The 24,034-nt window shown below is 60.0% G+C and carries 19 protein-coding genes and 2 tRNA genes; 14 read left to right on the forward strand and 7 right to left on the reverse strand.

Translation table 11 applies throughout. From position 1 onward, the window contains the following. The first annotated feature begins 11 nt into the window (after positions 1 to 11). From FN828_RS02745 to FN828_RS02760, 4 genes are all read left to right on the forward strand, one after another. The gene (locus tag FN828_RS02745; RefSeq protein WP_142491862.1) at positions 12 to 2,837 is read left to right on the forward strand and encodes a helicase-related protein; all 2,826 of its coding nucleotides are present in this window, start codon (positions 12 to 14) and stop codon (positions 2,835 to 2,837) included. A 6-nt stretch (positions 2,838 to 2,843) separates the two neighbouring features. Beyond that, positions 2,844 to 3,218 (forward strand): RNA-binding S4 domain-containing protein, encoded by a 375-nt coding sequence (locus tag FN828_RS02750; protein WP_142491863.1) that lies wholly within the window; start codon positions 2,844 to 2,846, stop codon positions 3,216 to 3,218. Positions 3,219 to 3,269: 51 nt separating this feature from the next. Beyond that, positions 3,270 to 3,608, forward strand: coding sequence for a ferredoxin FdxA (gene fdxA / locus FN828_RS02755; protein ID WP_142491864.1), 339 nt, complete (start codon positions 3,270 to 3,272; stop codon positions 3,606 to 3,608). 302 nt (positions 3,609 to 3,910) lie between these two features. Then, positions 3,911 to 4,420: a CarD family transcriptional regulator gene (locus FN828_RS02760; protein WP_142491865.1), complete on the forward strand. Its 510-nt coding sequence runs from the start codon at positions 3,911 to 3,913 to the stop codon at positions 4,418 to 4,420. Between the two features lie 155 nt (positions 4,421 to 4,575). Here FN828_RS02760 and FN828_RS02765 read toward each other — a convergent pair. From FN828_RS02765 to FN828_RS02780, 4 genes are all read right to left on the reverse strand, one after another. Continuing rightward, positions 4,576 to 4,650: transfer RNA gene (locus tag FN828_RS02765), tRNA-Gly, on the reverse strand. 179 nt (positions 4,651 to 4,829) lie between these two features. Next, positions 4,830 to 4,904: transfer RNA gene (locus FN828_RS02770), tRNA-Gly, on the reverse strand. Between the two features lie 87 nt (positions 4,905 to 4,991). Continuing rightward, a complete protein-coding gene (locus FN828_RS02775; protein WP_142491866.1) occupies positions 4,992 to 5,381 on the reverse strand; it encodes an MAPEG family protein in 390 nt (129 codons plus the stop codon). 83 nt (positions 5,382 to 5,464) lie between these two features. Further along, complete coding sequence (locus FN828_RS02780; RefSeq protein ID WP_142491867.1) at positions 5,465 to 5,911, reverse strand: MarR family winged helix-turn-helix transcriptional regulator; 447 nt, start codon at positions 5,909 to 5,911, stop codon at positions 5,465 to 5,467. Positions 5,912 to 5,981: 70 nt separating this feature from the next. Between FN828_RS02780 and FN828_RS02785 the strand changes: the two genes are divergently transcribed. Then, complete coding sequence (locus FN828_RS02785; RefSeq protein WP_142491868.1) at positions 5,982 to 6,419, forward strand: hypothetical protein; 438 nt, start codon at positions 5,982 to 5,984, stop codon at positions 6,417 to 6,419. A 64-nt stretch (positions 6,420 to 6,483) separates the two neighbouring features. Here FN828_RS02785 and FN828_RS02790 read toward each other — a convergent pair whose 3' ends face one another. Next, positions 6,484 to 9,921 carry a pyruvate carboxylase gene (locus tag FN828_RS02790; protein WP_142491869.1) on the reverse strand — a complete coding sequence of 1,146 codons (3,438 nt, stop codon included), beginning with the start codon at positions 9,919 to 9,921 and terminating at the stop codon, positions 6,484 to 6,486. A 203-nt stretch (positions 9,922 to 10,124) separates the two neighbouring features. On the opposite strand from FN828_RS02790, the gene FN828_RS02795 reads away from it, so the two are divergent. After that, complete coding sequence (locus tag FN828_RS02795; RefSeq protein WP_185958913.1) at positions 10,125 to 10,616, forward strand: rhodanese-like domain-containing protein; 492 nt, start codon at positions 10,125 to 10,127, stop codon at positions 10,614 to 10,616. Here the strand turns inward: FN828_RS02795 and FN828_RS02800 are convergent. Beyond that, on the reverse strand, positions 10,613 to 11,749 hold the full coding sequence (locus tag FN828_RS02800; protein WP_142491871.1) for an alpha-hydroxy acid oxidase: 1,137 nt from the start codon (positions 11,747 to 11,749) through the stop codon (positions 10,613 to 10,615). The genes FN828_RS02795 and FN828_RS02800 overlap by 4 nt on opposite strands. A gap of 297 nt (positions 11,750 to 12,046) precedes the next feature. Here FN828_RS02800 and FN828_RS02805 point away from each other — a divergent pair, with 297 nt between their 5' ends. After that, positions 12,047 to 14,476 (forward strand): ATP-dependent helicase, encoded by a 2,430-nt coding sequence (locus FN828_RS02805; protein WP_142491872.1) that lies wholly within the window; start codon positions 12,047 to 12,049, stop codon positions 14,474 to 14,476. Between the two features lie 617 nt (positions 14,477 to 15,093). On the opposite strand, the gene FN828_RS02810 is transcribed toward FN828_RS02805, so the two are convergent. Beyond that, positions 15,094 to 15,312, reverse strand: coding sequence for a DUF1127 domain-containing protein (locus FN828_RS02810; protein ID WP_142491873.1), 219 nt, complete (start codon positions 15,310 to 15,312; stop codon positions 15,094 to 15,096). A 277-nt stretch (positions 15,313 to 15,589) separates the two neighbouring features. Here FN828_RS02810 and FN828_RS02815 point away from each other — a divergent pair, with 277 nt between their 5' ends. The 7 genes from FN828_RS02815 (at position 15,590) to FN828_RS02845 (ending at position 24,010) form a co-directional block, all read left to right on the forward strand. Continuing rightward, positions 15,590 to 16,666: an Mrp/NBP35 family ATP-binding protein gene (locus FN828_RS02815; RefSeq protein WP_142491874.1), complete on the forward strand. Its 1,077-nt coding sequence runs from the start codon at positions 15,590 to 15,592 to the stop codon at positions 16,664 to 16,666. 797 nt (positions 16,667 to 17,463) lie between these two features. Beyond that, positions 17,464 to 17,958, forward strand: a complete 495-nt coding sequence (gene mraZ, locus FN828_RS02820) for a division/cell wall cluster transcriptional repressor MraZ (RefSeq protein ID WP_235891385.1) — start codon at positions 17,464 to 17,466, stop codon at positions 17,956 to 17,958. A gap of 3 nt (positions 17,959 to 17,961) precedes the next feature. Then, positions 17,962 to 18,945: a 16S rRNA (cytosine(1402)-N(4))-methyltransferase RsmH gene (gene rsmH / locus FN828_RS02825; protein ID WP_142491876.1), complete on the forward strand. Its 984-nt coding sequence runs from the start codon at positions 17,962 to 17,964 to the stop codon at positions 18,943 to 18,945. Then, positions 18,945 to 19,295: a cell division protein FtsL gene (gene ftsL / locus FN828_RS02830; protein WP_142491877.1), complete on the forward strand. Its 351-nt coding sequence runs from the start codon at positions 18,945 to 18,947 to the stop codon at positions 19,293 to 19,295. Before rsmH ends, ftsL begins: the two co-directional genes overlap by 1 nt. After that, on the forward strand, positions 19,292 to 21,076 hold the full coding sequence (locus FN828_RS02835; RefSeq protein WP_142491878.1) for a peptidoglycan D,D-transpeptidase FtsI family protein: 1,785 nt from the start codon (positions 19,292 to 19,294) through the stop codon (positions 21,074 to 21,076). The genes ftsL and FN828_RS02835 overlap by 4 nt, the downstream gene beginning before the upstream one ends. A 16-nt stretch (positions 21,077 to 21,092) precedes the next feature. Beyond that, complete coding sequence (locus FN828_RS02840) at positions 21,093 to 22,580, forward strand: UDP-N-acetylmuramoyl-L-alanyl-D-glutamate--2,6-diaminopimelate ligase (RefSeq protein WP_142491879.1); 1,488 nt, start codon at positions 21,093 to 21,095, stop codon at positions 22,578 to 22,580. Next, complete coding sequence (locus FN828_RS02845; protein ID WP_142491880.1) at positions 22,577 to 24,010, forward strand: UDP-N-acetylmuramoyl-tripeptide--D-alanyl-D-alanine ligase; 1,434 nt, start codon at positions 22,577 to 22,579, stop codon at positions 24,008 to 24,010. Before FN828_RS02840 ends, FN828_RS02845 begins: the two co-directional genes overlap by 4 nt. The last annotated feature ends 24 nt before the right edge of the window (positions 24,011 to 24,034 follow it).

The raw sequence follows: 24,034 nt of genomic DNA on the forward strand, positions 1-24,034 counted from the left end.
AAGGGCCGCTTATGTCCCAGAACGCACGCATCACGGCGGTTTTGGGGCCGACCAATACCGGCAAAACCCATTACGCCATTGAACGGATGCTGGGCCATCGGTCAGGCGTGATCGGGCTGCCGCTGCGCCTGTTGGCGCGCGAGGTCTATGACAAGATCGTTGCCGCTCGTGGCCCGTCTGTTGTGGCGCTGATCACGGGCGAGGAACGGATCGTTCCGCCCCGCACCCAATACTGGGTCTGCACGGTCGAGGCGATGCCGGACGGTATGGGCGCCGATTTCGTGGCAGTCGATGAAATCCAGCTTTGCGCCGATCCCGAACGCGGCCATGTGTTTACGGATCGGCTGTTACGGGCGCGGGGGCTGCATGAAACGGTGTTTCTGGGATCGGACACGATGCGCAGCACCATTGCGCAACTGGTGCCGGGGGTGCAGTTCGTACAGCGCGAGCGGATGTCAAAGCTGACTTATACCGGATCGAAAAAGATTAGCCGAATGAAGCCGCGCAGCGCCATCGTGGGGTTCTCGGTCGAAGATGTGTATGCCATCGCCGAACTGATCCGCCGCCAGCGGGGCGGTGCTGCGGTGGTGATGGGGGCGCTGTCCCCGCGCACCCGGAATGCACAGGTGGAACTGTATCAGAACGGCGATGTCGATTTTCTGGTGGCCACCGATGCCATCGGCATGGGGTTGAATCTGGATATTGATCATGTGGCCTTTTCGTCGATCATCAAATTCGACGGGCGGCGGATGCGGTATCTACAACCGAACGAGTTGGCGCAGATCGCGGGCCGCGCCGGGCGCGGTATGTCGGACGGCACGTTTGGTATCACGGGCGAAGCCCCGCCGCTGCCGGATGAAACCATCGACGCAATCGAGGCACATCGCTTTACCCCCATCCGTAAATTGCAATGGCGCAACGCGGCGCTGAAATACGGCACGATTGACGCGCTGATCCGGTCACTGGAAGAAACGCCAAGGCACGATTTATTGCACCGCGCCCGCGAGGCGGATGACCTTATGGCGCTCAAGTCGCTGCAATCGGTGGCAGAGATCCGCGCCCGTGCATCTGATGGGCCATCGGTGAAGCTGCTGTGGGATGTTTGCCGTATTCCCGATTTCCGGGGGATCAGTCATAATGAACACGCCAGCCTGCTGGAACAGATATTCAAAGACCTGCACGAACGCGGACGAGTGCCGAATGACTGGCTTGCGCGGCAGATTCTGCGCATAGATCGGACAGATGGCGATATTGACACGCTATCAAAACGTCTGGCTTTTATTCGGACGTGGACATATGTCGCGCAGCGTGCAGGCTGGGTGGATGACGAAACCCATTGGCGCGGGGAAACGCGCGCTGTAGAAGACCGCTTGTCAGATGCGCTGCATCAGCGTCTGACGCAAAGATTTGTGGACCGGCGCACATCCGTGTTGCTGCGGCGGCTCAAACAGAAGGAGGCCCTTTTGGCCGAGGTGAATGACAAGGGTGAAGTGACCGTCGAAGGCGAATTCGTCGGTCGTCTGGAAGGGTTCCGGTTCCGTCAGGACAAGGACGCAACGGGGCAGGAGGCAAAGACACTCCGTCAGGCAAGTGTTCAGGCGCTTGCCCCCCATTTCCATCTGCGCGCGGATCGGTTCTATAACGCGCCCGATACGGAAATTGATTTCACCGAACAGGGTGGCCTTATGTGGGGCGATCAGGCGGTGGGCAAGCTGGTGGCCGGTGCCGATCCGCTGAAACCGCAGGTGACGGCGTTTGTCGATGACGAAGCCGGGGCCGATGTGGCGCAAAAAGTGCAACGCCGCCTGCAACATTTCATTGATCGCAAGATTGCCGCGCTGTTTGAACCGCTGCTGAATCTGGCTGCGGACGAGGCGCTGAACGGGCTGGCCCGTGGCTTTGCGTTCCAGATGGTTGAAAATCTGGGCATCATCCCGCGCGGTCAGGTGGCCGATGACGTGAAGGCGCTGGATCAGGACGCCCGTGGTGCTTTGCGCAAGCATGGTATCCGGTTCGGTCAGTTCACCATTTTCATGCCGCTGTTGCTGAAACCCGCGCCCACGCGGTTGCGTTTGGTGCTGTGGTCGCTGGCGCGTGGTCTGGATGATTTCCCCGAAGCCCCGCCGCCGGGTCTGGTGACGGTTCCTGCTTTGGCTGGAATGCCCGATGGGTTCTTTGCCATGTCCGGCTATCGCGCGGCTGGCGAACGGGCCATCCGGATCGACATGCTGGAACGTCTGGCGGATATGCTGCGTGCCGAAGACAGCCGTGGTGGCTTCGAGGCGAAGGCTGACATGCTGTCGATCACCGGCATGACGCTGGAACAGTTCGCTGATCTGATGCAAGGGCTGGGCTACAGCGCCGAACGTGGCGAACGCCAGAAGGTCAAACCCGCGCCCGAAGTGGCCGCTGACGCCCCGGCAGAGGAGGCAGAAGCCCCCGCAGCCGATGCGGCAACAGCCGAGGGTGCCGCAGAAACGGCCCCCGAAGCCGCTGAAGCCGCACCGGAAACCCCGGTCGAAGCGGAGGCAGCCGCTGAAACCGCTGCGGAAGCTGCGCCTGAAACCGAGGTGTTCTTTACCTTTACATGGGGCGGGCGGCGTCAGGCCGGTGGTAAACCGCGCGGGGATCGTCCGCGTGGCAAGCAAGCCGGTAAGCCCGGTGGCAAACAGGGTGACGGCCCGCGCGGTCCGAAAAAGGGCGGCAAACCCCGCCGTGATCAGAACCGCGACAAAGGCCCCAAAACCTTTGAGGCCCGTCCGCCGCGCAAAGAAAAACCGATTGACCCGGACAACCCCTTCGCCGCTGCGCTGATGGGGCTGAAAACGAAGTCCTGATCGGTTATGAGTGACCCGGTAACAAAGCTGCGGGTCGATAAATGGCTTTGGTTCGCGCGTTTTTATAAAACGCGCGGGCTGGCATCGAAAATGGTGACGGGCGGGCATGTCCGCGTGAACGGCACCAAAATCGCCAAGGCATCCCATGCGATTGGTCCCGGCGATGTTTTGACCCTGCCGCAGGGGCATCAGATTCGTGTGGTTCGGGTGCTGGAACTGGGGGCGCGGCGCGGACCGGCCCCAGAGGCCCAAACGCTGTACGCCGACTTGACCGAGGTCAAGGACGATGTTCCACCTGCTCCGCGATATGAGGGCAAAGGACGCCCGACCAAGCGCGACAGGCGAATGTTCGACCTTGGTCGTGCTGGGGAACTTGAATGATCCGGGCGAGTGTTCTAGCTAAGCCCTGAGCCGCAAAGATGGAAGAAAGTTATGACTTACGTCGTGATCGACAACTGTATCGCCTGCAAATATACCGACTGTGTCGAGGTTTGCCCCGTGGATTGTTTCTACGAGGGGGAAAACATGCTGGTGATCCATCCCGACGAATGTATCGACTGCGGTGTGTGTGAACCGGAATGTCCGGCGGATGCCATCCGCCCGGATACTGAGCCAGACATGGAAAAGTGGGTCGAATTTAACCGGAAATATTCGGAAATGTGGCCGGTGATCGTGGCCAAGAAAGACCCGCTGCCGGGGTACGAAGAACGCGATGGCGAACCTGATAAGCTGTCCAAGTATTTCTCGGAGGCTGCCGGAGAGGGTAGCTGATAGTGATTCGCTGTGTCGGGGCCGGTTTTTCGGCTTCCGGCCCTGCGGAAAACTGATCATTTGATCAAAACCCCTTTGATTCATAGGGGTTTTCTGGCGTTACAGATGATGCTGCTTCCTGTGACGCTGATTTTATGTTATGATGTCAGTCACATGACGAAGACACCCTGATACCCAGACCATTCGCGCTGCTGCCCGTGGATGGGCTTTTTTGCGAAAAACAATAGACAGACGAGCGTATGCAGATACCTCGCCCGTCTTTTTTGTCGCCTGGGGCAGGGGGCCTTGTAAGGAAGGATTGCATGAGCAAAACGAAGAAATCGGAATTCAGCCCGAACGATTACGTGGTCTACCCGGCCCACGGTGTTGGGCAGATCTTGTCGATCGAAGAACAGGAAATCGCTGGCATCAAGCTGGAACTGTTCGTGATCTCGTTTGAAAAAGACAAGATGACCCTGCGGGTGCCGACCAACAAGGCCGTGGAAATCGGAATGCGGTCGTTGTCCACCCCGGACGTTGTCAATCAGGCGATGAAAACCCTGAAGGGCAAGGCCAAGGTGAAACGCGCGATGTGGTCGCGCCGGGCGCAGGAATATGAGCAGAAGATCAATTCGGGCGATTTGATTGCCATCGCCGAAGTGGTCCGCGACCTGCACCGCACGGATGACCAGCGCGAACAAAGCTATTCCGAGCGTCAGCTTTACGAAGCCGCGCTGGAGCGTCTGACCCGCGAAGTGGCCGCTGTATCCGGCGCTGCCGAAGGCGACGCAGCCAAGCAGGTGGACGAGGTGTTGATGTCCCGCGCAGCCTGATTGGCGCTTGTGGAATTGAATGCGGTGGCGTCCCTTCGGGGGCGCCATTTGCGTTTGGGGATTATGAAGGCAGGCGCATAGATGGTGCCATAATGCGGTGCCGCAATAATGCCGCCAGAAGTGCCTGATCTAAATCTGTAAGGGAGGTTCCGAATTGGAGCGGGCGAGGCGATTCGAACGCCCGACCCTAACCTTGGCAAGGTTATGCTCTACCCCTGAGCTACGCCCGCAACCATTTCGTGAGGCGGTATTTAGGAAATCCCGGCGGGCGCCGCAAGCGAAAAATCATCAGTTCGGGGAATTTATTTTGCCCTTATCCGGGGGAGGGCAAAAGGTGAGAACCGCTTGGTAGAAAACGAAAAAACGCGGCCGAAGCCGCGTCTTTCGTGTTCCCTGTAAAGGGAGATTTTGGAGCGGGCGAGGCGATTCGAACGCCCGACCCTAACCTTGGCAAGGTTATGCTCTACCCCTGAGCTACGCCCGCTTCCTTGGGTGAGGCGGTATTTAGGAAATCCCGGCGGGGGCTGCAAGTGGAAAATGCAGCTTCCCCCGCAATTTTTTCACCACCCTTTTAGAACAGCGCATGGCCCAGATTGGCCAGTGCCGCCACCAGCAGAATAACAAAGGTCAGCAGCGCACCACCACCCCGCAGGGCCGGGGTGTGGGGCATCCGGCCCATGCCAACCCCGTGCATCACCCGCGCCAGAACCAGCCCGGCCCCCAGCACATGCGTGCCGATGGCGGGCATTCCCTGCAACTCGCCCAGGGCGATCAGCAGCAGCGACAGTGGCACATATTCCGCGAAATTGGCATGGGTGCGCATGGCGTTGTGCATGACGGGATTGCCCTTGTCGCCGCTGGCAATCTTTTGCTGGACGCGCACCCGGATCACCCACAGGCTAAGCCCCACATAAAACAGCCCCAAAAGCCCGGCATAAATTGGTGTTACGGTTAAAGTCATATTCGTATCCCTTTATGTTTTTCGTTAAATGCGCTGAAATAAAGCGGGGGCTAAGTCCCCGAAGCTGGTTTTGTCGAAATTGGCTACTGGTCTTTGGTGGTGGTGTCCGTGTTGGATGCAATGATTTTTTGCATCAGCGTGATGAACTGGCGTTGTTCATCTGTGGACAGGGCGCGCAGCGCAGCGTGATTTTCCGCTGTGGCGGCTGCGATGGCTGGGGCGTGCAAGTGGCGGGCACGGTTGGTCAGACAAATACGTTGTTTGCGGCCATCTGCACTGTCCCGCTTTCGGGTGATCAGTCCGTCGCGCTCCATCCGTGCCAGGGTGTTCGCCATTGTTGCTTGTTCAATGTCCAGTCGCTCTGTCAGTTGCTTTTGGGTCAGGCCGTCTGTTTCCCATAGCTCCAGCAAAGCGGGAAATGTCCCGATGGACAGTCCCATTGGTTTAATACGTGCCGCCAACCCACGCGCAAACAGCCGTGCCATGTGATTGACCAGATATCCCGCTGACTGGTGTTTTCTGAATTCCATTTTGAGTTTCTATACCTTGTATAGCCTGCTATGCAATAATATATAGTGGGCTATGTATTAGGAGGCATGAATGATTAAAACTGTTCACCCTGTTGCAGGCGCGGTTGCGCTGATCATGATACTAAGCTTTTGGCTGGCTACGGTTCTAAGTGAGTTGTTCGCGTCCCCATCTGTGATCGTTATGGTAAAAACCATGATTCCATGGGGATTTGTGCTGCTTGTCCCCGCGTTGGCCGTCGCGGGGGCATCCGGGTTTCGGCTGGGCCGCACGTGGCGCGGCCCTGTTGTCGCGCGAAAGATGCGACGTATGCCTGTGCTGGCGGCTAATGGGGTTCTGGTTCTAATCCCGGCAGCGCTGTATCTGTCATCCAAGGCGCAGGTGGGGGCATTCGATCGTTGGTTCTATGCTGTACAGGCGATTGAATTGATTGCCGGGGCCGTCAATATTACCCTGCTTGTTCTGAATGTGCGGGATGGATTGCGTCTGTCGCGTAAGCTTGGGCGCTAAAACCCCAAAACGAAATACCCCGCCCGGCAGAACCGGACGGGGTATTTGTTTGATGTCTGGCGGTTTACTCGATTTCGATCAGCAAATCCTTGGCGTCGATCTGGGCGCCGGGGGTGACGTGCAGGGCTTTGACCACGCCAGCGGTTTCGGCGTGGATGCCGGTTTCCATCTTCATGGCTTCGATCGTCAGCAGCATGTCGCCCACCGCCACTTGCTGCCCCACCGTCACCGCGACCGAGGCCACGACGCCCGGCATAGGAGCGCCGATATGGCCGGGGTTGGCGGGGTCGGCCTTGGGGCGGGCGGCGGTGGTGGCTTTGATCAGGCGGTTCGGCACGCGGATCACGCGGGGCTGACCGTTCAGTTCAAAGAACACTTTCACCTCGCCCTGATCATCGGTTTCGCCGATGGCTTGCAGGCGGATTTCCAGCGTTTTGCCGGGGTCGATTTCGGCACTGATTTCTTCGCCCGGTTCCATCCCGTAAAAGAACGTGCGCGTCGGCAGGGTTCGCACCGGGCCATAGAACTGGTGCCGCGCCATGTAGTCCATGAACACCTTAGGATACATCAGGTAGCCGTTCAGATCCTCGTCATCCAGCGCAATGCCATCCAGATCGGTGGACAGCTTTGCCCGTTCGGCGGTCAGGTCCACGGGCGGCAGGTGCGCGCCGGGGCGGCTGGTGTTCGGTGCTTCGCCTTTCAGCACCTTTTTCACGATCCCATCGGGAAAGCCGCCGGGGGGCTGTCCCAGATTGCCGCGCATCATATCCACGACAGAATCAGGGAAGGCCACATCGCGGGCCGGGTTTTCCACATCGGCGCGGCTTAGCCCCTGTGACACCATCATCAGCGCCATATCGCCCACCACCTTGGAGGAGGGTGTGACCTTTACGATATCGCCGAACATCTGGTTCACATCGGCATAGGTGCGGGCCACCTCGGGCCAGCGGTCTTCCAGCCCAAGGCTGCGGGCCTGCGCTTTCAGGTTGGTGAACTGCCCGCCGGGCATTTCGTGCAGGTACACCTCGGATGCAGGGGCGGCCAGACCGGATTCAAAGGCCACATATTGCGCCCGCACCTGTTCCCAATAATCGCTGATCTGACGCACGGCCCCAATGTTCAGCCCGGTGTCGCGGTCGGTGTGGCGCAGGGCTTCGACCACGGACCCCAGACAGGCCTGCGAGGTGCCGCCGCTGAACGCATCCATCGCCGCGTCCACCGCATCCACGCCCGCATCGGCAGTGGCCAGAATGGTCGCTCCGGCGATGCCGCTGGTGTCGTGGGTGTGGAAATGCACGGGGATGGACAGTTCATCCTTCAGCGCCTTTACCAGCACGCGGGCGGCGGCGGGTTTCAGCAGCCCGGCCATGTCTTTCAGGCCCAGTACATGCGCGCCTGCGGCCTCTAGTTCCTTGGCCATATTGACGTAGTATTTCAGGTCATATTTGGCGCGGTCCGGGTCCAGAATATCGCCGGTATAGCAGATCGTGCCTTCGCAGATTTTGCCGCTGTCAATCACCGCATCCATCGCGACGCGCATGTTTTCGACCCAGTTCAGGCTGTCGAACACACGGAACACATCCACGCCGGTGTCTGCTGCCTGTCGGACGAATTCCTGTACCACGTTATCAGGGTAATTGGTGTAGCCCACGCCGTTAGAGGCGCGCAGCAGCATTTGCGTCAGCAGGTTGGGCATGGCCGTGCGCAGGTCGCGCAGGCGTTGCCACGGGCATTCCTGCAAGAAGCGATAGGCCACGTCGAACGTTGCGCCGCCCCAGCATTCCACGCTGAACAATTCCGGCAGGTTCGCGGCATAGGCCGGGGCCACGCGGATCATGTCAATCGACCGCATTCGGGTTGCCAGAAGCGATTGATGTCCGTCGCGCATGGTGGTGTCGGTCAGCAACAGGCGCTTTTGGTCCAGCATCCAGTCCGCTACGGCCTTGGCACCCTTTGCTTCCAGCAAATTGCGGGTGCCGGAGATGGGGGCAGCCTGCGATTGCGGCGGGCGGGGCAGCTTTGCCTCGGCCGGTTTGGCGCGGCCGGTGGTTTCCGGGTGGCCGTTCACGGTGATGTCCGCGATATAGGTCAGAACCTTGGTGCCGCGATCCTGCCGCTTGGCAAAATCAAAAAGGTCCGGCGTTTCGTCGATGAATTTCGTGGTGTATTCATTCGACAAAAAGATGGGGTGCTTCAGCAGGTTTTCCACAAAGGCAATATTGGTGCTGACGCCGCGAATACGGAATTCGCGCAACGCCCGGTCCATCCGGGCAATCGCGGCCTGTGGCGTTTGGGCGTGGGCCGTCACTTTCACCAACAGACTGTCATAATAACGCGTGATCACGCCCCCGGCATAGGCTGTGCCGCCATCCAGACGAATGCCCATACCCGTCGCGCTGCGATAGGCGGTGATGCGGCCATAATCGGGGATGAAGTTGTTTTGCGGGTCTTCGGTGGTGATCCGGGTTTGCAGCGCGTGACCATTCAGCACGATCTGCGCCTGATCGGCCTTGCCGGTGGCCTCGGCCAGCGTTTTGCCCTCGGCGATCTTGATCTGGGCCTGCACGATGTCGATGCCGGTCACTTCTTCGGTGACAGTATGTTCGACCTGCACACGCGGGTTCACCTCGATGAAGTAGAACGCGCCAGTGTCCATATCCATCAGGAATTCGACCGTACCCGCGCATTCGTAATTCACATGCTGGCAGATGCGTTTGCCCAGTTCACAAATCTGTTCGCGCTGTTCCTGCGTCAGATAGGGGGCGGGGGCGCGTTCTACGACTTTTTGGTTGCGGCGCTGGACTGAACAATCGCGTTCCCACAGGTGGTAAATCCCGCCGTGGCTGTCCCCCAGAATCTGCACCTCGACATGGCGGGCGCGGGTGATCATCTTTTCCAGATAGCCCTCGCCATTGCCAAAGGCGGCCTCGGCCTCGCGGCGGCCTTCCATCACCTTTTCGGCCAGTTCCTCGGGGCCGTAAATCGGGCGCATCCCGCGCCCACCGCCGCCCCAGGACGCCTTGAGCATCAGGGGATAGCCGATTTCGGCAGCTTCGGCGCGGATCGTCTCCATGTCATCGCCCAGAACTTCGGTCGCGGGAATGACCGGCACGCCTGCGGCAATCGCCACCTTGCGCGCGCTGGCCTTATCGCCCAATGCCCGCATGGTTTCCGCTTTGGGTCCGATAAAGGTAATGCCGTTCGCGGCGCAGGCGTCCACGAAATCGGGGTTTTCCGACAGCAGGCCATAGCCGGGATGGATCGCATCCGCGCCGCATTCCTTTGCCACGCGGATGATCTCGGGGATGCTCAGATACGCCGCTACCGGCCCCAGACCTTCGCCAATGCGATATGCCTCGTCCGCCTTGAAGCGGTGCAGCCCCAGCTTGTCCTCTTCGGCATAAACCGCAACTGTCCTTTTCCCAAGCTCGTTCGCTGCCCGCATCACGCGAATGGCAATTTCCCCACGGTTGGCAATTAGGATTTTTTTGAAATCAGGCATCAGAAGGCTCCCCTCTTGGCATCTGTCCCGGTGTCATTGCGTATTGCTAACGGCTCGCTGCATTGCAGCGCAATACCCACTCTTACGGAATTGTAGGAATCTTGTAACATTTCAGAAGGGCCAATTACGCACGAAAACGTCATTGCGCGGCTGGTTGCGTCTGGGGCGGGGGCATGGCAAAGAGATTACATCTTGAATATGGAATGTCACAAATGATCACCCGCCGCACCCTGCTGACCACCAGCGTCGTGACCTTTGCCCTGCCTGTGGCCGCTTATGCGAACATGACCACCATCACCGCACAAGAGGCGAATGCAGGTCTGCAACAGGGCAATCTGATCCTGATTGATGTGCGCACCCCGCAGGAATGGGGCCAGACCGGCGTGGCCAAGGGGGCGTGGATGCTGGATATGACGCATCGTGATTTCGGCAATTGGCTGATGACCGCGATTCAGCGCAACCCGGATCACCAGATCGCCATTATCTGCCGCACTGGCAGCCGCACGGGCAGGCTGATGCAGGTGCTTCAGCAAAACGGCATCACCAATATTCTGGACGTGACCGAAGGCATGATTGGCGGCCCGCGCGGTACGGGCTGGATTCCGTCGGGTCTGCCCACGGTTCCGGCGCAGCAGGCGTTTGACGCCATGCCAAAGGATCTGAAAGCCGCGTCAGACGTGGTTCCGGCGGATTAACCCGTAATCAGCCGATTGCGAACCGCAGTCAGATCGGGGGTTCCCATCTGGCCCATATTGGCCTGTAAATCCTTGCGCAGCATATCCACCAGATGCGCGGGGCCTTTCGCGCCAAGCGCCCCCAGCGCGAAATGCCATGCCCGGCCCATCATCACGAAATCCGCCCCCAGCGCGATGGCGCGCAGAATGTCCAGCCCGCCTTCGATGCCACTGTCAAAGATCACTGGTAATTTGGTGGCCGCCCGGATTGCGGGTAACACTTCGATACTGGCGGGGGCGCCATCAAATTGCCGCCCGGCATGGTTGCTGACCCAAATGCCGTCCACGCCTGCCGCCTCTAGCGCGGGAACGTCGCGGGCGTCCATCACGCCCTTGACCAACAGCGGCCCATCCCAGCCATCGCGCAGCGCCTTCAGGTAATCCCAATCGGGCGAGGTGCGCAGCAGATAACCCACATGTTCGGTGGAGCTCATCCCCGTTACATTGTCGGCATAGCTGTCGATCAGCCGCATTCGGGGCATCCCCAGCCGCGCCGTTCCCATTGCCCAGGCCGGGCAGCGGGCCACCTGCGTCAGCAACCGTGGCGTTAGCTTCGGTGGGCTGGTCAACCCGGATCGCGTTTGCCGTTCGCGGCGGCTGGCGACGGGCACATCGACCGTTAACACCAGTGCGTGAAACCCGGCATCCTTGGCGCGTTTCAGCATATCCGCCCGAATCTGCGGATCGCGCGGCGGGTAGACCTGAAACCAGCCATTACCGTCCAGACAATCTGCCACATCTTCGGGGGTGCGGCTGGCCACGGTGGACAGCCCATAGGGCAGACCCTGCCGCGTCGCTTCGGCGGCCAGCAACCGTTCGGCCCCCGGCCAGAACAGCCCCGACATCCCCACCGGGCTAACCCCAAAAGGCAGCGGATAGCGCCGTCCGAACAGATCGACGGACAGATCCATCTCCATCTCGCCATGCAGGATCGAGGGCATTAACATCACCTCGTCCAGCTTGGTGCGGTTGCGGGCTTGCGTCGCCTCGACCCCGGTCGCGCTATCCAGATATTCAAACACAAACCAAGGAATGCGCTTGCGCGCTTTCGCCTTCAGGTCGCTGATCGCGGGGTATTTCTGAAACAGATCCATGCCCGCATTTGCCGCCGACCACGCCGATTTGTCCAGCCCCCGCCGCTCGCTCTCTCGTATTTTCCGGCGCACAGCGCGAAACCATTTCAGGCTGCCCTTTTGCCTTCTTTCTGATGAAAAATACTCCGGGGTTTGGAAGTCGCAGATTTCCCCCAAGGGGGCAGCGCCCCCTGACCCGACCCGCCCGCCACATCTGTTTCCGCATCGGAGGCCACCGATTGTTCCGTATCCAAAATTAATGTGAACAAAAATAGAACGCATCTTTATCTCGACCACGCGGCCCGTTAGATTGTGCGCATGAGCCAGTTTGACGAATATGACGCCTTCGAAGGCGCTTCGCTGTCCGCCCGCGCGATGGCCGCGCGGCCTATGCCCTATCTGGACGGGTTGAACCCCGCGCAACGGCAGGCGGTTGAAACGCTGGACGGGCCGGTGCTGATGCTGGCCGGGGCGGGGACTGGGAAGACCAAGGCGCTGACCGCGCGGATTGCCCATCTGATGACCACGGGTCGCGCCCAGCCGAATGAGATTCTGGCCGTGACCTTCACCAACAAGGCTGCGCGGGAAATGAAGGACCGTGTCGGGCATTTGTTGGGCCGTACCGTCGAAGGTATGCGCTGGCTGGGTACGTTCCATTCGGTCTGTGTGAAACTGCTGCGTCGCCACGCTGAACTGGTGGGGCTGAAATCCAACTTCACCATTCTGGACACAGACGATCAGTTGCGCCTGCTGAAGCAACTGATTCAGGTCAACAAAATTGATGAAAAACGCTGGCCGCCCCGGTTGCTGGCCGGAATCATTGACGATTGGAAAAACCGCGCTCTGACCCCGGCGCAGGTGTCCACCGCCGATGCGGGGGCTTTTAATCATCGCGGTATCGAACTCTATGACCAATATCAGCGCCGCCTGATTGAACTGAACGCCACCGATTTCGGCGATCTGCTGCTACATATGGTGACGATTTTCCAGAAACACTCCGACATTCTGGACCAATATCGCCGCTGGTTCCGCTACATCCTTGTGGACGAATATCAGGATACCAACGTGGCCCAATACCTGTGGCTGCGCTTGCTGGCGGGGGGGCATAAAAACATCTGCTGCGTGGGCGATGACGATCAGTCGATCTATGGCTGGCGCGGGGCCGAAGTGGGCAATATCCTGCGGTTTGAACAGGATTTCCCCGGCGCTGCCGTGATCCGTCTGGAACAGAATTACCGCTCGACCGCGCATATTCTGGCGGCGGCCTCGAATGTGATTAAGGGCAATGAAGGCCGCCTTGGCAAAACCCTGTGGACCGATGCCGAAGGCGGCGAAAAGCTGCGTCTGATCGGTCATTGGGATGGCGAGCAAGAAGCGATCTGGATCGGTGAAGACATCGAATCCCTGCAACGCGGCACGCGTGGATTGCGCCCCTACGGGCTGGATGAAATCGCCATTCTGGTGCGTGCCAGCCACCAGATGCGCGCGTTCGAGGATCGTTTTCTGACCATCGGTCTGCCTTATCGCGTCATCGGCGGCCCCCGTTTCTATGAACGGATGGAGATTCGCGATGCGATGGCCTATTTCCGTCTGGTCACATCGCCCAGTGACGATCTGGCGTTTGAAAGGATCGTGAACACCCCCAAACGCGGGTTGGGCGATAAGGCGCAGCAAACCATTCAGACGATTGCCCGCGCCAATGGCACCAGCCTGCTGGAAGGGGCGCGAAGCGCGGTGCAGGACGGGGCGATCAAGGGCAAGGGCGGCGCGGCCCTACGTCAGTTGGTGGATGGTCTGGCCCGCTGGTCCGATATGACGCGCGGCCCGGTCATTGCCTATGATGAGGCGGACGAAGCGGTGCTGGACGATGGCCTGGATCTGCCGCCACAACCCCGCTTTGGTGAACCCGAGGTTAGCCATGTTGAACTCGCTCAGATCATTCTGGACGAATCCGGCTACACCGCGATGTGGCAGAATGACAAAACCCCCGAAGCGCCGGGCCGTTTGGAAAACCTCAAGGAACTGGTGAAGGCGCTGGAAGGCTTTGAAAATCTTCAGGGCTTTTTGGAGCATGTCAGCCTGATCATGGATAATGATCGGGGCGAAGACGGCGAAAAGGTCAGCATCATGACCCTGCACGCCGCCAAAGGGCTGGAATTTCCCGTGGTTTACTTGCCGGGGTGGGAGGATGGGCTGTTCCCCTCGCAGCGTTCAATGGACGAAACCGGCCTGAAAGGGCTGGAGGAAGAGCGCCGCCTTGCCTATGTCGGCATTACGCGGGCCGAGGAAATTTGCACGATTTCCTTTGCGGGCAACCGCCGTGTCTTCGGGCAATGGCAATCGCAGCTTCCCTCGCGTTTCATCGACGAACTTCCCGAAGACCATGTGGAGGTGCTGACACCCCCCGGTCTTTATGGTGGCGGTTACGGCGCGGCGCGGCCTGCGGCCAGTTTTGACAGCCGCGTGGAACAGCAGGCGGCATCGGCAGATGTTTATAACTCGCCCGGCTGGAAACGGATGCAGGACCGCGCTGGATCGCGCAGGGTCAGCCAACCGCGTGGCCAAACGATTATCGACGTCACCGCCACCAGCAGTCATACGCTGGGGGATCGGGTGTTTCATCAGAAATTCGGTTATGGCACCGTCGAAGGGATCGAAGGCGATAAGTTGGAAATCGCTTTTGAAAAGGCCGGGATAAAAAAGGTCGTTGCCCGGTTCGTCACCGGGGCAGAGGATATTCCGTTCTGATCGGTTGCTCTGCCTGGTGCGGCTGTCGGAATTGGATATTTTGACCAAGAAAGACCCAAGCTCTGCGCGTGCCGGGGTGGATTAACCTTACCCGCGATTAAGCTTAATGCCAGACGCGCCGGTGCCGTTGGGCGTGCCCCCTGCTTTCATCTTGCCAAAAATACTCAAAAACCCCGCACTTCAGGCGCAAAAGACGCCTGAGGATCGGGAGAGGTTTTTCTGATTGATAAAAACGAAAACGGCGGCACCCAGGGAGGAGGAGGGGCGCCGCCGTCTTATCAACGGTCAACCCAGGGAGGAGGAGAGGGCGACCGTATCTGGGTCAAGGGCGCGGTGGTTCTCAGGGAGGAGGAGAGAGAACCACCGCTCTTGACAACGAAGAAACCCAGGGAGGAGGAGAGGGCTCTTCGTATTCTGTGAAGCGCGGCGGTCCTCAGGGAGGAGGAGAGAGGACCGCCGCTCTTTGCTACGAACCCCTCAGGGAGGAGGAGGAAGGGTTCGCATCTGGTTTGGACCGTTCGGTCCGAATTTGGTGCGGTGACATCAGGGAGGAGGAGAGATGTCACCGCTGTTCCAGAAACCCCAGGGAGGAGGAGAGGGGTTTCCGAAGAGAAATCTTAGTGTGCGTCGTAAACGTGTTCGTATGCGACCGACCGGACCTGAGCGCGGCACAGGCCCAAGTCACGCAGTTCTGCGTCGCTTAGCGCTGCCAGTTCGTTCAGCGTTGCACGGTAGGTTTTGTAGCGGGCGTAACGCGCGCCCAAGTCTTTCGTCAGGGCGGCGAAACGATCAGCAAGGCCACCATTTGCGGTGCGGATATCCGATGCGTATGCCATTGTCGTCTCTTTCGTCTGTGTTTCGTTTGCGCCGTGTGTTGCGCTGTTGGGACTAAGATACGTTTTTGCTGCGACTGCACAATGGATTATGCTGCATTGCGGCTATGCGCAAAATGCATAAGTATTGTTGACCTATCGTCAGCTTGCCTGAATGGCGTTATTTTACAGGGGGAAGGGCGATATTTTTCGCCGCAGCCACGGCGCTTGGGCTTGCTTCTGCATAAAAATGCGTCACCTATGCGGCAACTGACCTAACGTTTTTACACAGGAGTAACCCATGTCCGTCACCCGCCAGCAGGTCGAACAGGTGCTTGCGCAGATCGAATTGCCCGATGGGGGCACCCTGATTTCGCGCGATATGGTGCGTGCTTTGGGAATCGATGGTGGCACGGTCCGTTTTGTGATCGAAGCCCCCAGCCCGGATATGGCGCGCCGGATGGAACCGCTGCGGGCTGCCGCCGAACGAGGTGTGGCTGCCCTGTCGGGGGTGGATAAATGCAGCGTTGTGCTGACTGCACATGGCCCCGCCGCCGCCCCGCAGAAACCCGCCCCCAGCCTGAAAATCGGCGGCCATCCCACGCCGCAGGCCGGGCCGACCAAACCGGCAGGGGTGGACAAGATCATCGTCGTTGGCTCGGGCAAGGGCGGGGTGGGCAAGTCCACGGTATCGTCCAATCTGGCGGTGGCGCTGGCCAAACAGGGCCGTCGTGTTGGTTTGCTGGATGCTGATATTTATGGTCCGTCACAGCAACGTATGATGGGAACCACCAAGCGCCCGGCCAGCCCGGATGGCAAAACCATCCTGCCCCTGCACGCGCATGGGGTCACGTTGATGTCCATCGGTATGATGATGGACCCGGACAAGGCTGTGATCTGGCGCGGCCCGATGCTGATGGGAGCCTTGCAGCAGATGTTGGGGCAGGTGCAGTGGGGGGAACTGGACGTGATGATTATCGACCTGCCGCCCGGCACTGGCGATATTCAGTTAACCTTGTGCCAGAAAACCCAACTGTCCGGGGCCATCGTAGTGTCCACGCCACAGGACGTCGCATTGATTGATGCCCGCAAGGCGATTGATATGTTCAACACCCTGCACACGCCGGTTCTGGGGCTGATTGAAAACATGTCTGTCTATAAATGTCCCAACTGCGGACATGAATCCCATATCTTTGGGCATGGTGGTGTCGCGCAAGAGGCGGCGAAGCTGGGCGCGCCGTTGCTGGCGGAATTGCCGATTGATCTGGATACGCGTCTGGCCGGGGATGCAGGCACCCCAATTGCTGCGGGGGATAGCGATATGGCCCGCGCCTATGCGGACCTGGCTCAGCGTTTGATCAAGGACGGCATGGCCTAAGCTTGCTGTCTCATGACCTGCCTTGCCCCACTGGGGCAAGGTATTCCCCCGTCAAGAACCGGGGGAAGGCCGTTTTAGTCCCGCCGTATCCGGCCAGCGCGGCACGCATCCGGGAAGACGCCGGGATTTTACGGGACTTCTGGGAATTCATGGCACTGGCTGCCGTGACCGGGATTTCATGGCACCCGATGCACATTCCCCATTTCCTCTTGCGCGTATTCCGAATCACTTTCCCTTGAATTTCCCGACGAACCGGGGTGTTTCGGCCAGAAATGGCCGGTGTGCGCCGCTCTGTTTTCTGCCTATGCCGCTAAATCTGGGAAAATTTCGGGAAACTATGGGAATTTTCTGGGATAGGTGTGCGCGTCTATATTTAGTGTTAATTTCGGATTTACGGTCAATTTGTGCCATTGTCGGCGCGTAAAGTTGAACTTTTCCCCAGAATTATCCACAGGTGTTTCGCGTCGCTTGTGGCTGTGTCCCAAGAATTCCTGTTGATTTCCATGAATTCCCATGCCAATTCTAATCCATCAGATGAGAACGGGTAGATGGGGCAGCAAGACCCCGAACCATAATAAAAATCAGGTTTCATACAGGCATCCGCTTTCATCGAACCAAGAGATCCGGCGCGCGGGCGAGCAGACATCCCCCCAGGTGGCGCGCGCAGCTGGACATACCCCGCTAGGCGGGACGAGGGCGGCGGATTGGGCAGTGGCAGCAGCTCAATCCGCCGTTTTCCGTAGGGGACTAAGGCATCTGGGGATCGGGACGGAAGAAGGAGCGCCGCATTGGCCGGCATGTTCATAGGCGAACACACCTTCAAGGTGGACGGAAAGGGACGCGTGTCGATCCCTGCCGATTTTCGTCATGAACTGACCGAGGGCGATCCGCAGGCCGCAACCACAGGCCGCCCCCGCATGGTGATCGTTTACGGTCATGCCTCTCAGAAACAGTTGATTGTCTATACTTACGAAGGGTTCCGCGATCTGGCGCAGGAAATCCGTGCTTTGCCGCGCGGGTCCAAACGGCGCAAGCTGATGGAACACCTGATCCTGAACATGGCCCGCCCGACCGAACTGGATAACGACGGTCGGTTCGTTTTGCCGCAAATGCTGCGGGATAAAATCGCGCTGGACGGCATGGCCTATTTCGCGGGCAAGGGTGAAACCTTCGAGATTTGGAAGCCCGAAACATTCGAGGGCGAAAGCGCCCGTCTGGCCGAAGAGTGGCTGGCCGAAATGGGGCCGGATGCCGATCCCCTGTCGCTGCTGGACGAGGAAGAGGAGATTTGAGCCATGCCATCCGGTGACAGCGCCGCCCCTCATATTCCTGTTTTGTTGCGGCCGCTTTTGAAAGCGGTCGCGCCTGTTTCCGGGGTTTGGCTGGACGGCACCTTTGGCGCAGGCGGATATACGCGCGGATTGCTGGCCGCTGGCGCGGACAAGGTGATCGGTGTGGACCGTGATCCGCTGGCCTTTGAAATGGCCGCGCCTTGGGCGGGGGAATATGGCGACCGGCTGGAGCTGGTGCAGGGCGTGTTTTCCAAACTGGATGAATATGCCAGCGATCTGGACGGCGTGGTGTTGGATCTGGGTGTTAGCTCGATGCAGTTGGATATGGCCGAACGTGGCTTTTCCTTTATGAAAGACGGCCCGCTGGATATGCGGATGAGCCAGTCCGGCCCGTCGGCGGCTGATCTGGTGAATACCGCCAGCGAATCCGATCTGGCCGACATCCTGTTTGCCTATGGCGAAGAACGCGCCAGCCGCAAAATCGCCCGTGCCATCGTGAAGGATCGTGAAACCCAGCCCTTTACCACCACGTTGCAACTGGCCGGGTTGATTGAGCGTATCCTGCCGCGTGTCAAACCGGGGCAATCCCATCCGGCGACCCGCAGCTTTCAGGCGTTGCGCATTGCGGTGAACGATGAATATGGCGAATTGGTCGGTGGGCTGGAAGCGGCCGAACGGGCGCTGAAACCCGGCGGAAAACTGGCGGTTGTGACCTTCCATTCCATCGAAGATCGGATGGTGAAACGGTTTTTTCAGTCCCGCGCGGGGAAATCCGGCGGCAACCGTTATGCGCCCGAAGCGCACGATACACCCGCCCAGTTCGAACAGACCACGCGCAAGGCCATCGGTCCCGACGATCAGGAACTGGCCGAAAACCCGCGTGCCCGCAGCGCGAAGCTGCGCGTGGCAATCCGCACCGCCGCAGCGCCGGGGGAAACGGATCGTAAACAGCTTGGTATGCCGATGCTGAGCAAGGGGAAACGATAATGCGTAGCGTTTTTTATGTTCTGACTGCCCTTGGTGTGATTGGTCTGGCCTTCTGGGCGTATCGCGAAAATTACCAGACACAGGCGGCATTGGATCATGCCAGCAAGTTGCACCGGCAGATTGCGGAATCGCGCGCCCGTCTGGGTATGCTGCGGGCGGAATGGGCCTATCTGAACCGGCCTGAACGGCTGCGAGAACTGGCTGCGCTGAATTACGATCGGCTGGGTTTGATGCCCTTTGCCCCAGAACAGTTCGGGCGCGTTGATCAGGTGGCGTACCCGCCGCAACCGGGCCTGCCGGTCCTGACCGAAGGTGTCGAAGTGTCCTCGGCTGCGGGGGCGCGGCCATGATCCGCACCCCGCTGCGCCCGCTGGCCCGTATCCTTGAGGCCCGCAATAAGGGCGAAAACCCCGACGCAATCGAACGTGAAAATATCCGCCTGCGCCACGAAGCCATGCGTGACCGCGCCCGCCAACGCGCCGAAAGTCGCCTGTTGTTGCTGGCCGCTGTTTTTTGCGTGGCCTATGCGGTGATCGGGTTTCGCATGGGGGTTCTGGCCTCGACCGACCCGGCAGAACCACAGGTCTATGCGGCGGGGGCTTCGATCCGCGCGCAGCGCGCTGACATTGTGGATCGGCAGAACCGTATTTTGGCGACGAATATTGAAACTTATTCGCTATATGCCAAGCCGCCGATTATGATTGATCCGGCCCGCGCGGCCCGTGAATTGGCGGCGATGTTCCCTGAACTAAACGAAGACCGCCTGTTGCGCGACTTTACCGGCAAGCGCAAATTTATCTGGCTGCGCCGCAAGCTTAGCCCGGAACAAAAACAGGCTGTGCATGACATCGGCGAACCGGGTCTGCTGTTTGGGCCGCGCGAAATGCGGCTGTATCCGAATGGCCGATTGGCGGCGCATGTGCTGGGCGGGGCCAGCTTTGGTGTCGAGGATGTCAGCGCAGCCGAAGTTATCGGCGTTGCAGGGATCGAACGTATGTTTGACGAGCGGCTGCGCGATCCCGCCCGTGCAGATAAACCGCTGATGCTTTCGTTGGATTTGGCGGTGCAGGACGCGACCGAACAGGTGTTGGAAGGCGGAATGCGCCTGATGAACGCCAAGGGGGCCGCTGCTGTATTGATGGATGTCCACACCGGCGAGGTGATTTCGCTGGTGTCCCTGCCTGATTTCGACCCCAACGACCGCCCCCGTCCGGCTGTGCAGGGTCATGCTTCGGACAGTCCGTTGTTTAATCGGGCCGTGCAGGGCGTGTATGAACTGGGGTCCACCTTCAAGATCTTTGCCACGGCGCAGGCGATCGAACTGGGGCTTGTGAACGCTGAAACCGAAATTGACACGCGTGGCCCGCTGCGCTGGGGCAAATTCCGCATCCGCGATTTCCACAATTACGGCAATAAGCTGACCGTGACCAAGGTGATCGTGAAATCCTCGAATATCGGGACGGCCCGCATCGCCCAGATGATCGGCACGGTACGCCAGCAGGAGTTCATGAAAAAGCTGGGCTTTTTCGACCCCACCCCGTTGGAGATCACCGAGGCCGGAGGCGGGAAACCATTGCTGCCACCGAACTGGTCGGAACTGTCGACTATGACGATTTCTTATGGTCACGGCCTGTCTGCGACGCCGCTGCATCTGGCGACAGCCTATGCAATGATTGCCAATGGCGGCTACCGGATCAAACCTACGGTTTTGCGTCAGCCTGTTCCCCCAAAAGGTGAACGCGTCATGTCCGCCAAGGCCGCCGAGGCCTCGCGCATCATGCTGCGCAAAGTCGTGACCGAAGGTACGGCATCCTTTGGCGAGGTGGCAGGCTACGAAGTTGCGGGGAAAACCGGCACAGCCGACAAGCCAAAGGAAAACGGCGGGGGCTATTACGATGACAAGGTGATTGCCACTTTTGCATCCATGTTCCCGGCCAGTGATCCCAAATATGTGCTGGTGGTGACATTGGATGAACCCGTGGAAACCACCGGGCCGGAACCCCGCCGCACGGCGGGCTGGACGGCTGTGCCGGTGGCCGCCGAAATGATCCGCCGCGTTGCGCCGCTTTTGGGATTGCGACCCGCAATTGAACCCGGTGGTGCGGCTGGTATAACGCTGACATCAAACTAAGCCGAAAGGGCAGGGCATGTCAGCGCAAGTCAAAACACTCTCCGCACTTGGACTGACAGCGCAGGGGGGGCGTAATCCGCGTGTGGCCGGATTGGCCGTGGATAACCGTCTGGTCGCCCCCGGCTTCTTGTTTGCGGCCTTGCCGGGGACAAAAATCCACGGTGCGAATTTTGTCGCGTCTGCAATAGAACGGGGCGCGGTCGCCATTCTGACAGATGCGGAAGGCGCGAGGCTGGCCGCGGACGTGCTGGCCGCGGCCCCGGATGTGGCGCTGGTGATCGCAGAAGACCCGCGTCAAACTTTGGCCTATACCGCCGCGCTGTCGTTTGGGGCGCAGCCGCCGATCATGGTGGCGGTGACGGGGACCAATGGCAAAACCTCGGTGTCTACTTTCGCGCGGATGATCTGGACCGAACTGGGACATGACGCGGTGAACCTGGGGACCACGGGCGTTGAAGGCGCCTATCAGGCCCCGCTGAAACACACCACGCCCGAACCGATTACCCTGCACCGGCTGCTGGCCGAATGCGCCCACGCCGGTGTGACCCATGCCGCGATGGAGGCGTCCAGTCACGGGCTGGCCCAACGGCGGTTGGATGGGGTGAATTTACGCGCGGCGGGGTTCACCAATTTCACGCAGGACCATCTGGATTACCACGCCAGTTTTGATGCGTATTTCGATGCCAAGGCCGGGTTGTTTGATCGCGTGCTGTCCGAGGATGGTGTGGCCGTGATCAATATCGACGATCCCAAAGGCCCGTTGATGGCGCGTATCGCAGGTGCGCGCGGGCAGGCTGTGATTTCGGTGGGGCGCAGCCCCGAGGCCCGCTTGCGTCTGCTGGGGCAGCGGTTCGATGCCACGGGGCAGCAAATCCGCTTTTCCTATGAGGGGGAAACTTACCTGTCATCGTTGCCGCTGATCGGCGGGTTTCAGGCGGAAAACGTGCTGCTGGCTGCCGGGCTGGTGATCGGCTGCGGCGAAGAACCCGAAGCGGTGTTTGAAACCTTGCCGCGCCTGTCCACGGTGCGGGGGCGGATGCAACTGGCGGCCAGCCGGGGCAATGGTGCGTCTGTCTTTGTGGACTATGCCCACACGCCGGATGCGGTGGCGACGGCCTTAACGGCGCTGCGCCCGCATGTGATGGGCCGCCTGATTGCAATTGTCGGGGCGGGCGGCGACCGTGACACCACCAAGCGCCCGCTGATGGGGCAGGCGGCGGCGGAAAACGCCGATCTGGTGATCGTGACCGATGATAATCCCCGCTCCGAAGACCCTGCCGTGATCCGTCAGGCGGTGCTGATGGGCTGCCCCGACGCGCTGGAAATCGGCGATCGGGCCGAGGCCATCTTGCGCGGTGTCGATGCGCTGGGGCCGGGCGATGCGCTGCTGATTGCGGGCAAGGGGCATGAAACCGGGCAAACCGTGGGCGACGATGTGCTGCCCTTTGATGATGTGGAACAGGCCAGCGTGGCTGTGATGGCGCTGGATGGGGGATTGGCATGACGCTGTGGACTGCAAAAGACGCCGCCGCCGCCACTGGCGGGCGTGTCACCGCTGACTGGCAGGTCAATGGCGTGTCCATCGACACCCGCACGCTTCGGCCGGGGGATTTGTTCGTGGCGCTGACCGCAGCCCGTGACGGCCATGATTTCGTGGCGCAGGCATTGGCGAACGGGGCCGCTGCCGCGCTGGTCAGCCGCATTCCCGATGGGGTTGCCCCGGATGCGCCGCTGCTGGTCGTTCCCGATGTTCTGGCAGGGTTAGAGGATTTGGCCCGCGCCGCCCGTGCCCGCAGCAAGGCCCGCGTTGTGGCGGTGACTGGATCGGTCGGCAAAACCTCGACCAAGGAAATGCTGCGTGTGGTGCTGGGGGGGCAGGGCCGCACCCATGCCGCCGAGGCCAGCTACAACAACCATTGGGGTGTGCCGCTGACGCTGGCGCGGATGCCGCAGGATACGCAATATGCCGTGATCGAAATCGGTATGAACCATCCGGGGGAAATCGCCCCGCTGGCCCAACTGGCCCGCCCGCATGCGGCAATGATCACGACCGTTGCCGCTGCGCATCTGGAAGCCTTTGAAAACATTGACGGGATTGCCCATGAAAAGGCCGCGATCTTCACCGGGCTGGAACCGCGCGGGGTGGCTGTGGTCAACGGCGATCTGTCCACCAGCCCGATCCTGATCGACACCGCCAAACGCTATGCCAAACGGGTTCTGACCTTTGGCGAAGCGGCGCGAAACCACCATCGGTTGACCAATATCCAGCTTGTCGATGACGTGACCGTGGCGCAGGGCCGCGCATGGCGTAAACCCGTGTTGTTCAAGGTCATGGCCGCAGGCCGCCATTTCGCGGTGAACGCGATGGGTGTCATGGCTGTGGCGCAGGCATTGCGTCTGGATACCACGATGGCCGCCAATGACATTGCCCAATGGGTGCCACCCGCCGGGCGCGGTTTCCGCGAAAAGGTGCAACTGGACAAGCTACAGGAAGAACAGGCGCTGGACCTGATCGACGACGCGTTCAATGCCAACCCCACCTCAATGGCCGCCGCGCTGGAGGTGCTGGCCGCCGCCCGCCCCACGGATGGGCTGGGTCGTGTCGCTAAGGGGCGGCGCGTTGCTGTTTTGGGCGATATGCTGGAACTTGGTCCCGATGAAATCGCCCTGCATGAATCCGTGGCTAATTTGCCCTTTGTGCAGGCCATCGACATGATCCATTGCGTTGGTCCCCGAATGCATTCGCTGTGGAAAAATCTGCCCGCTGCAAAACGTGGCGACTGGACCGAAGACGCCGGACAAATGGCAAAACGCGCCCATCGGCTGATTGATGCCGGTGACGTTGTGTTGGTGAAGGGGTCGAAGGGCAGCAAAGTTTCGCTTGTTGTTGACGCCATCAAAAAACTGGGCCAAGGGGCGCGGCAACCCGAATAACCGAACGATCAAGGCCACACTGGA

The organism is Thalassovita litoralis, from assembly GCF_900182725.1.
Classification (GTDB): domain Bacteria; phylum Pseudomonadota; class Alphaproteobacteria; order Rhodobacterales; family Rhodobacteraceae; genus Thalassobius; species Thalassobius litoralis.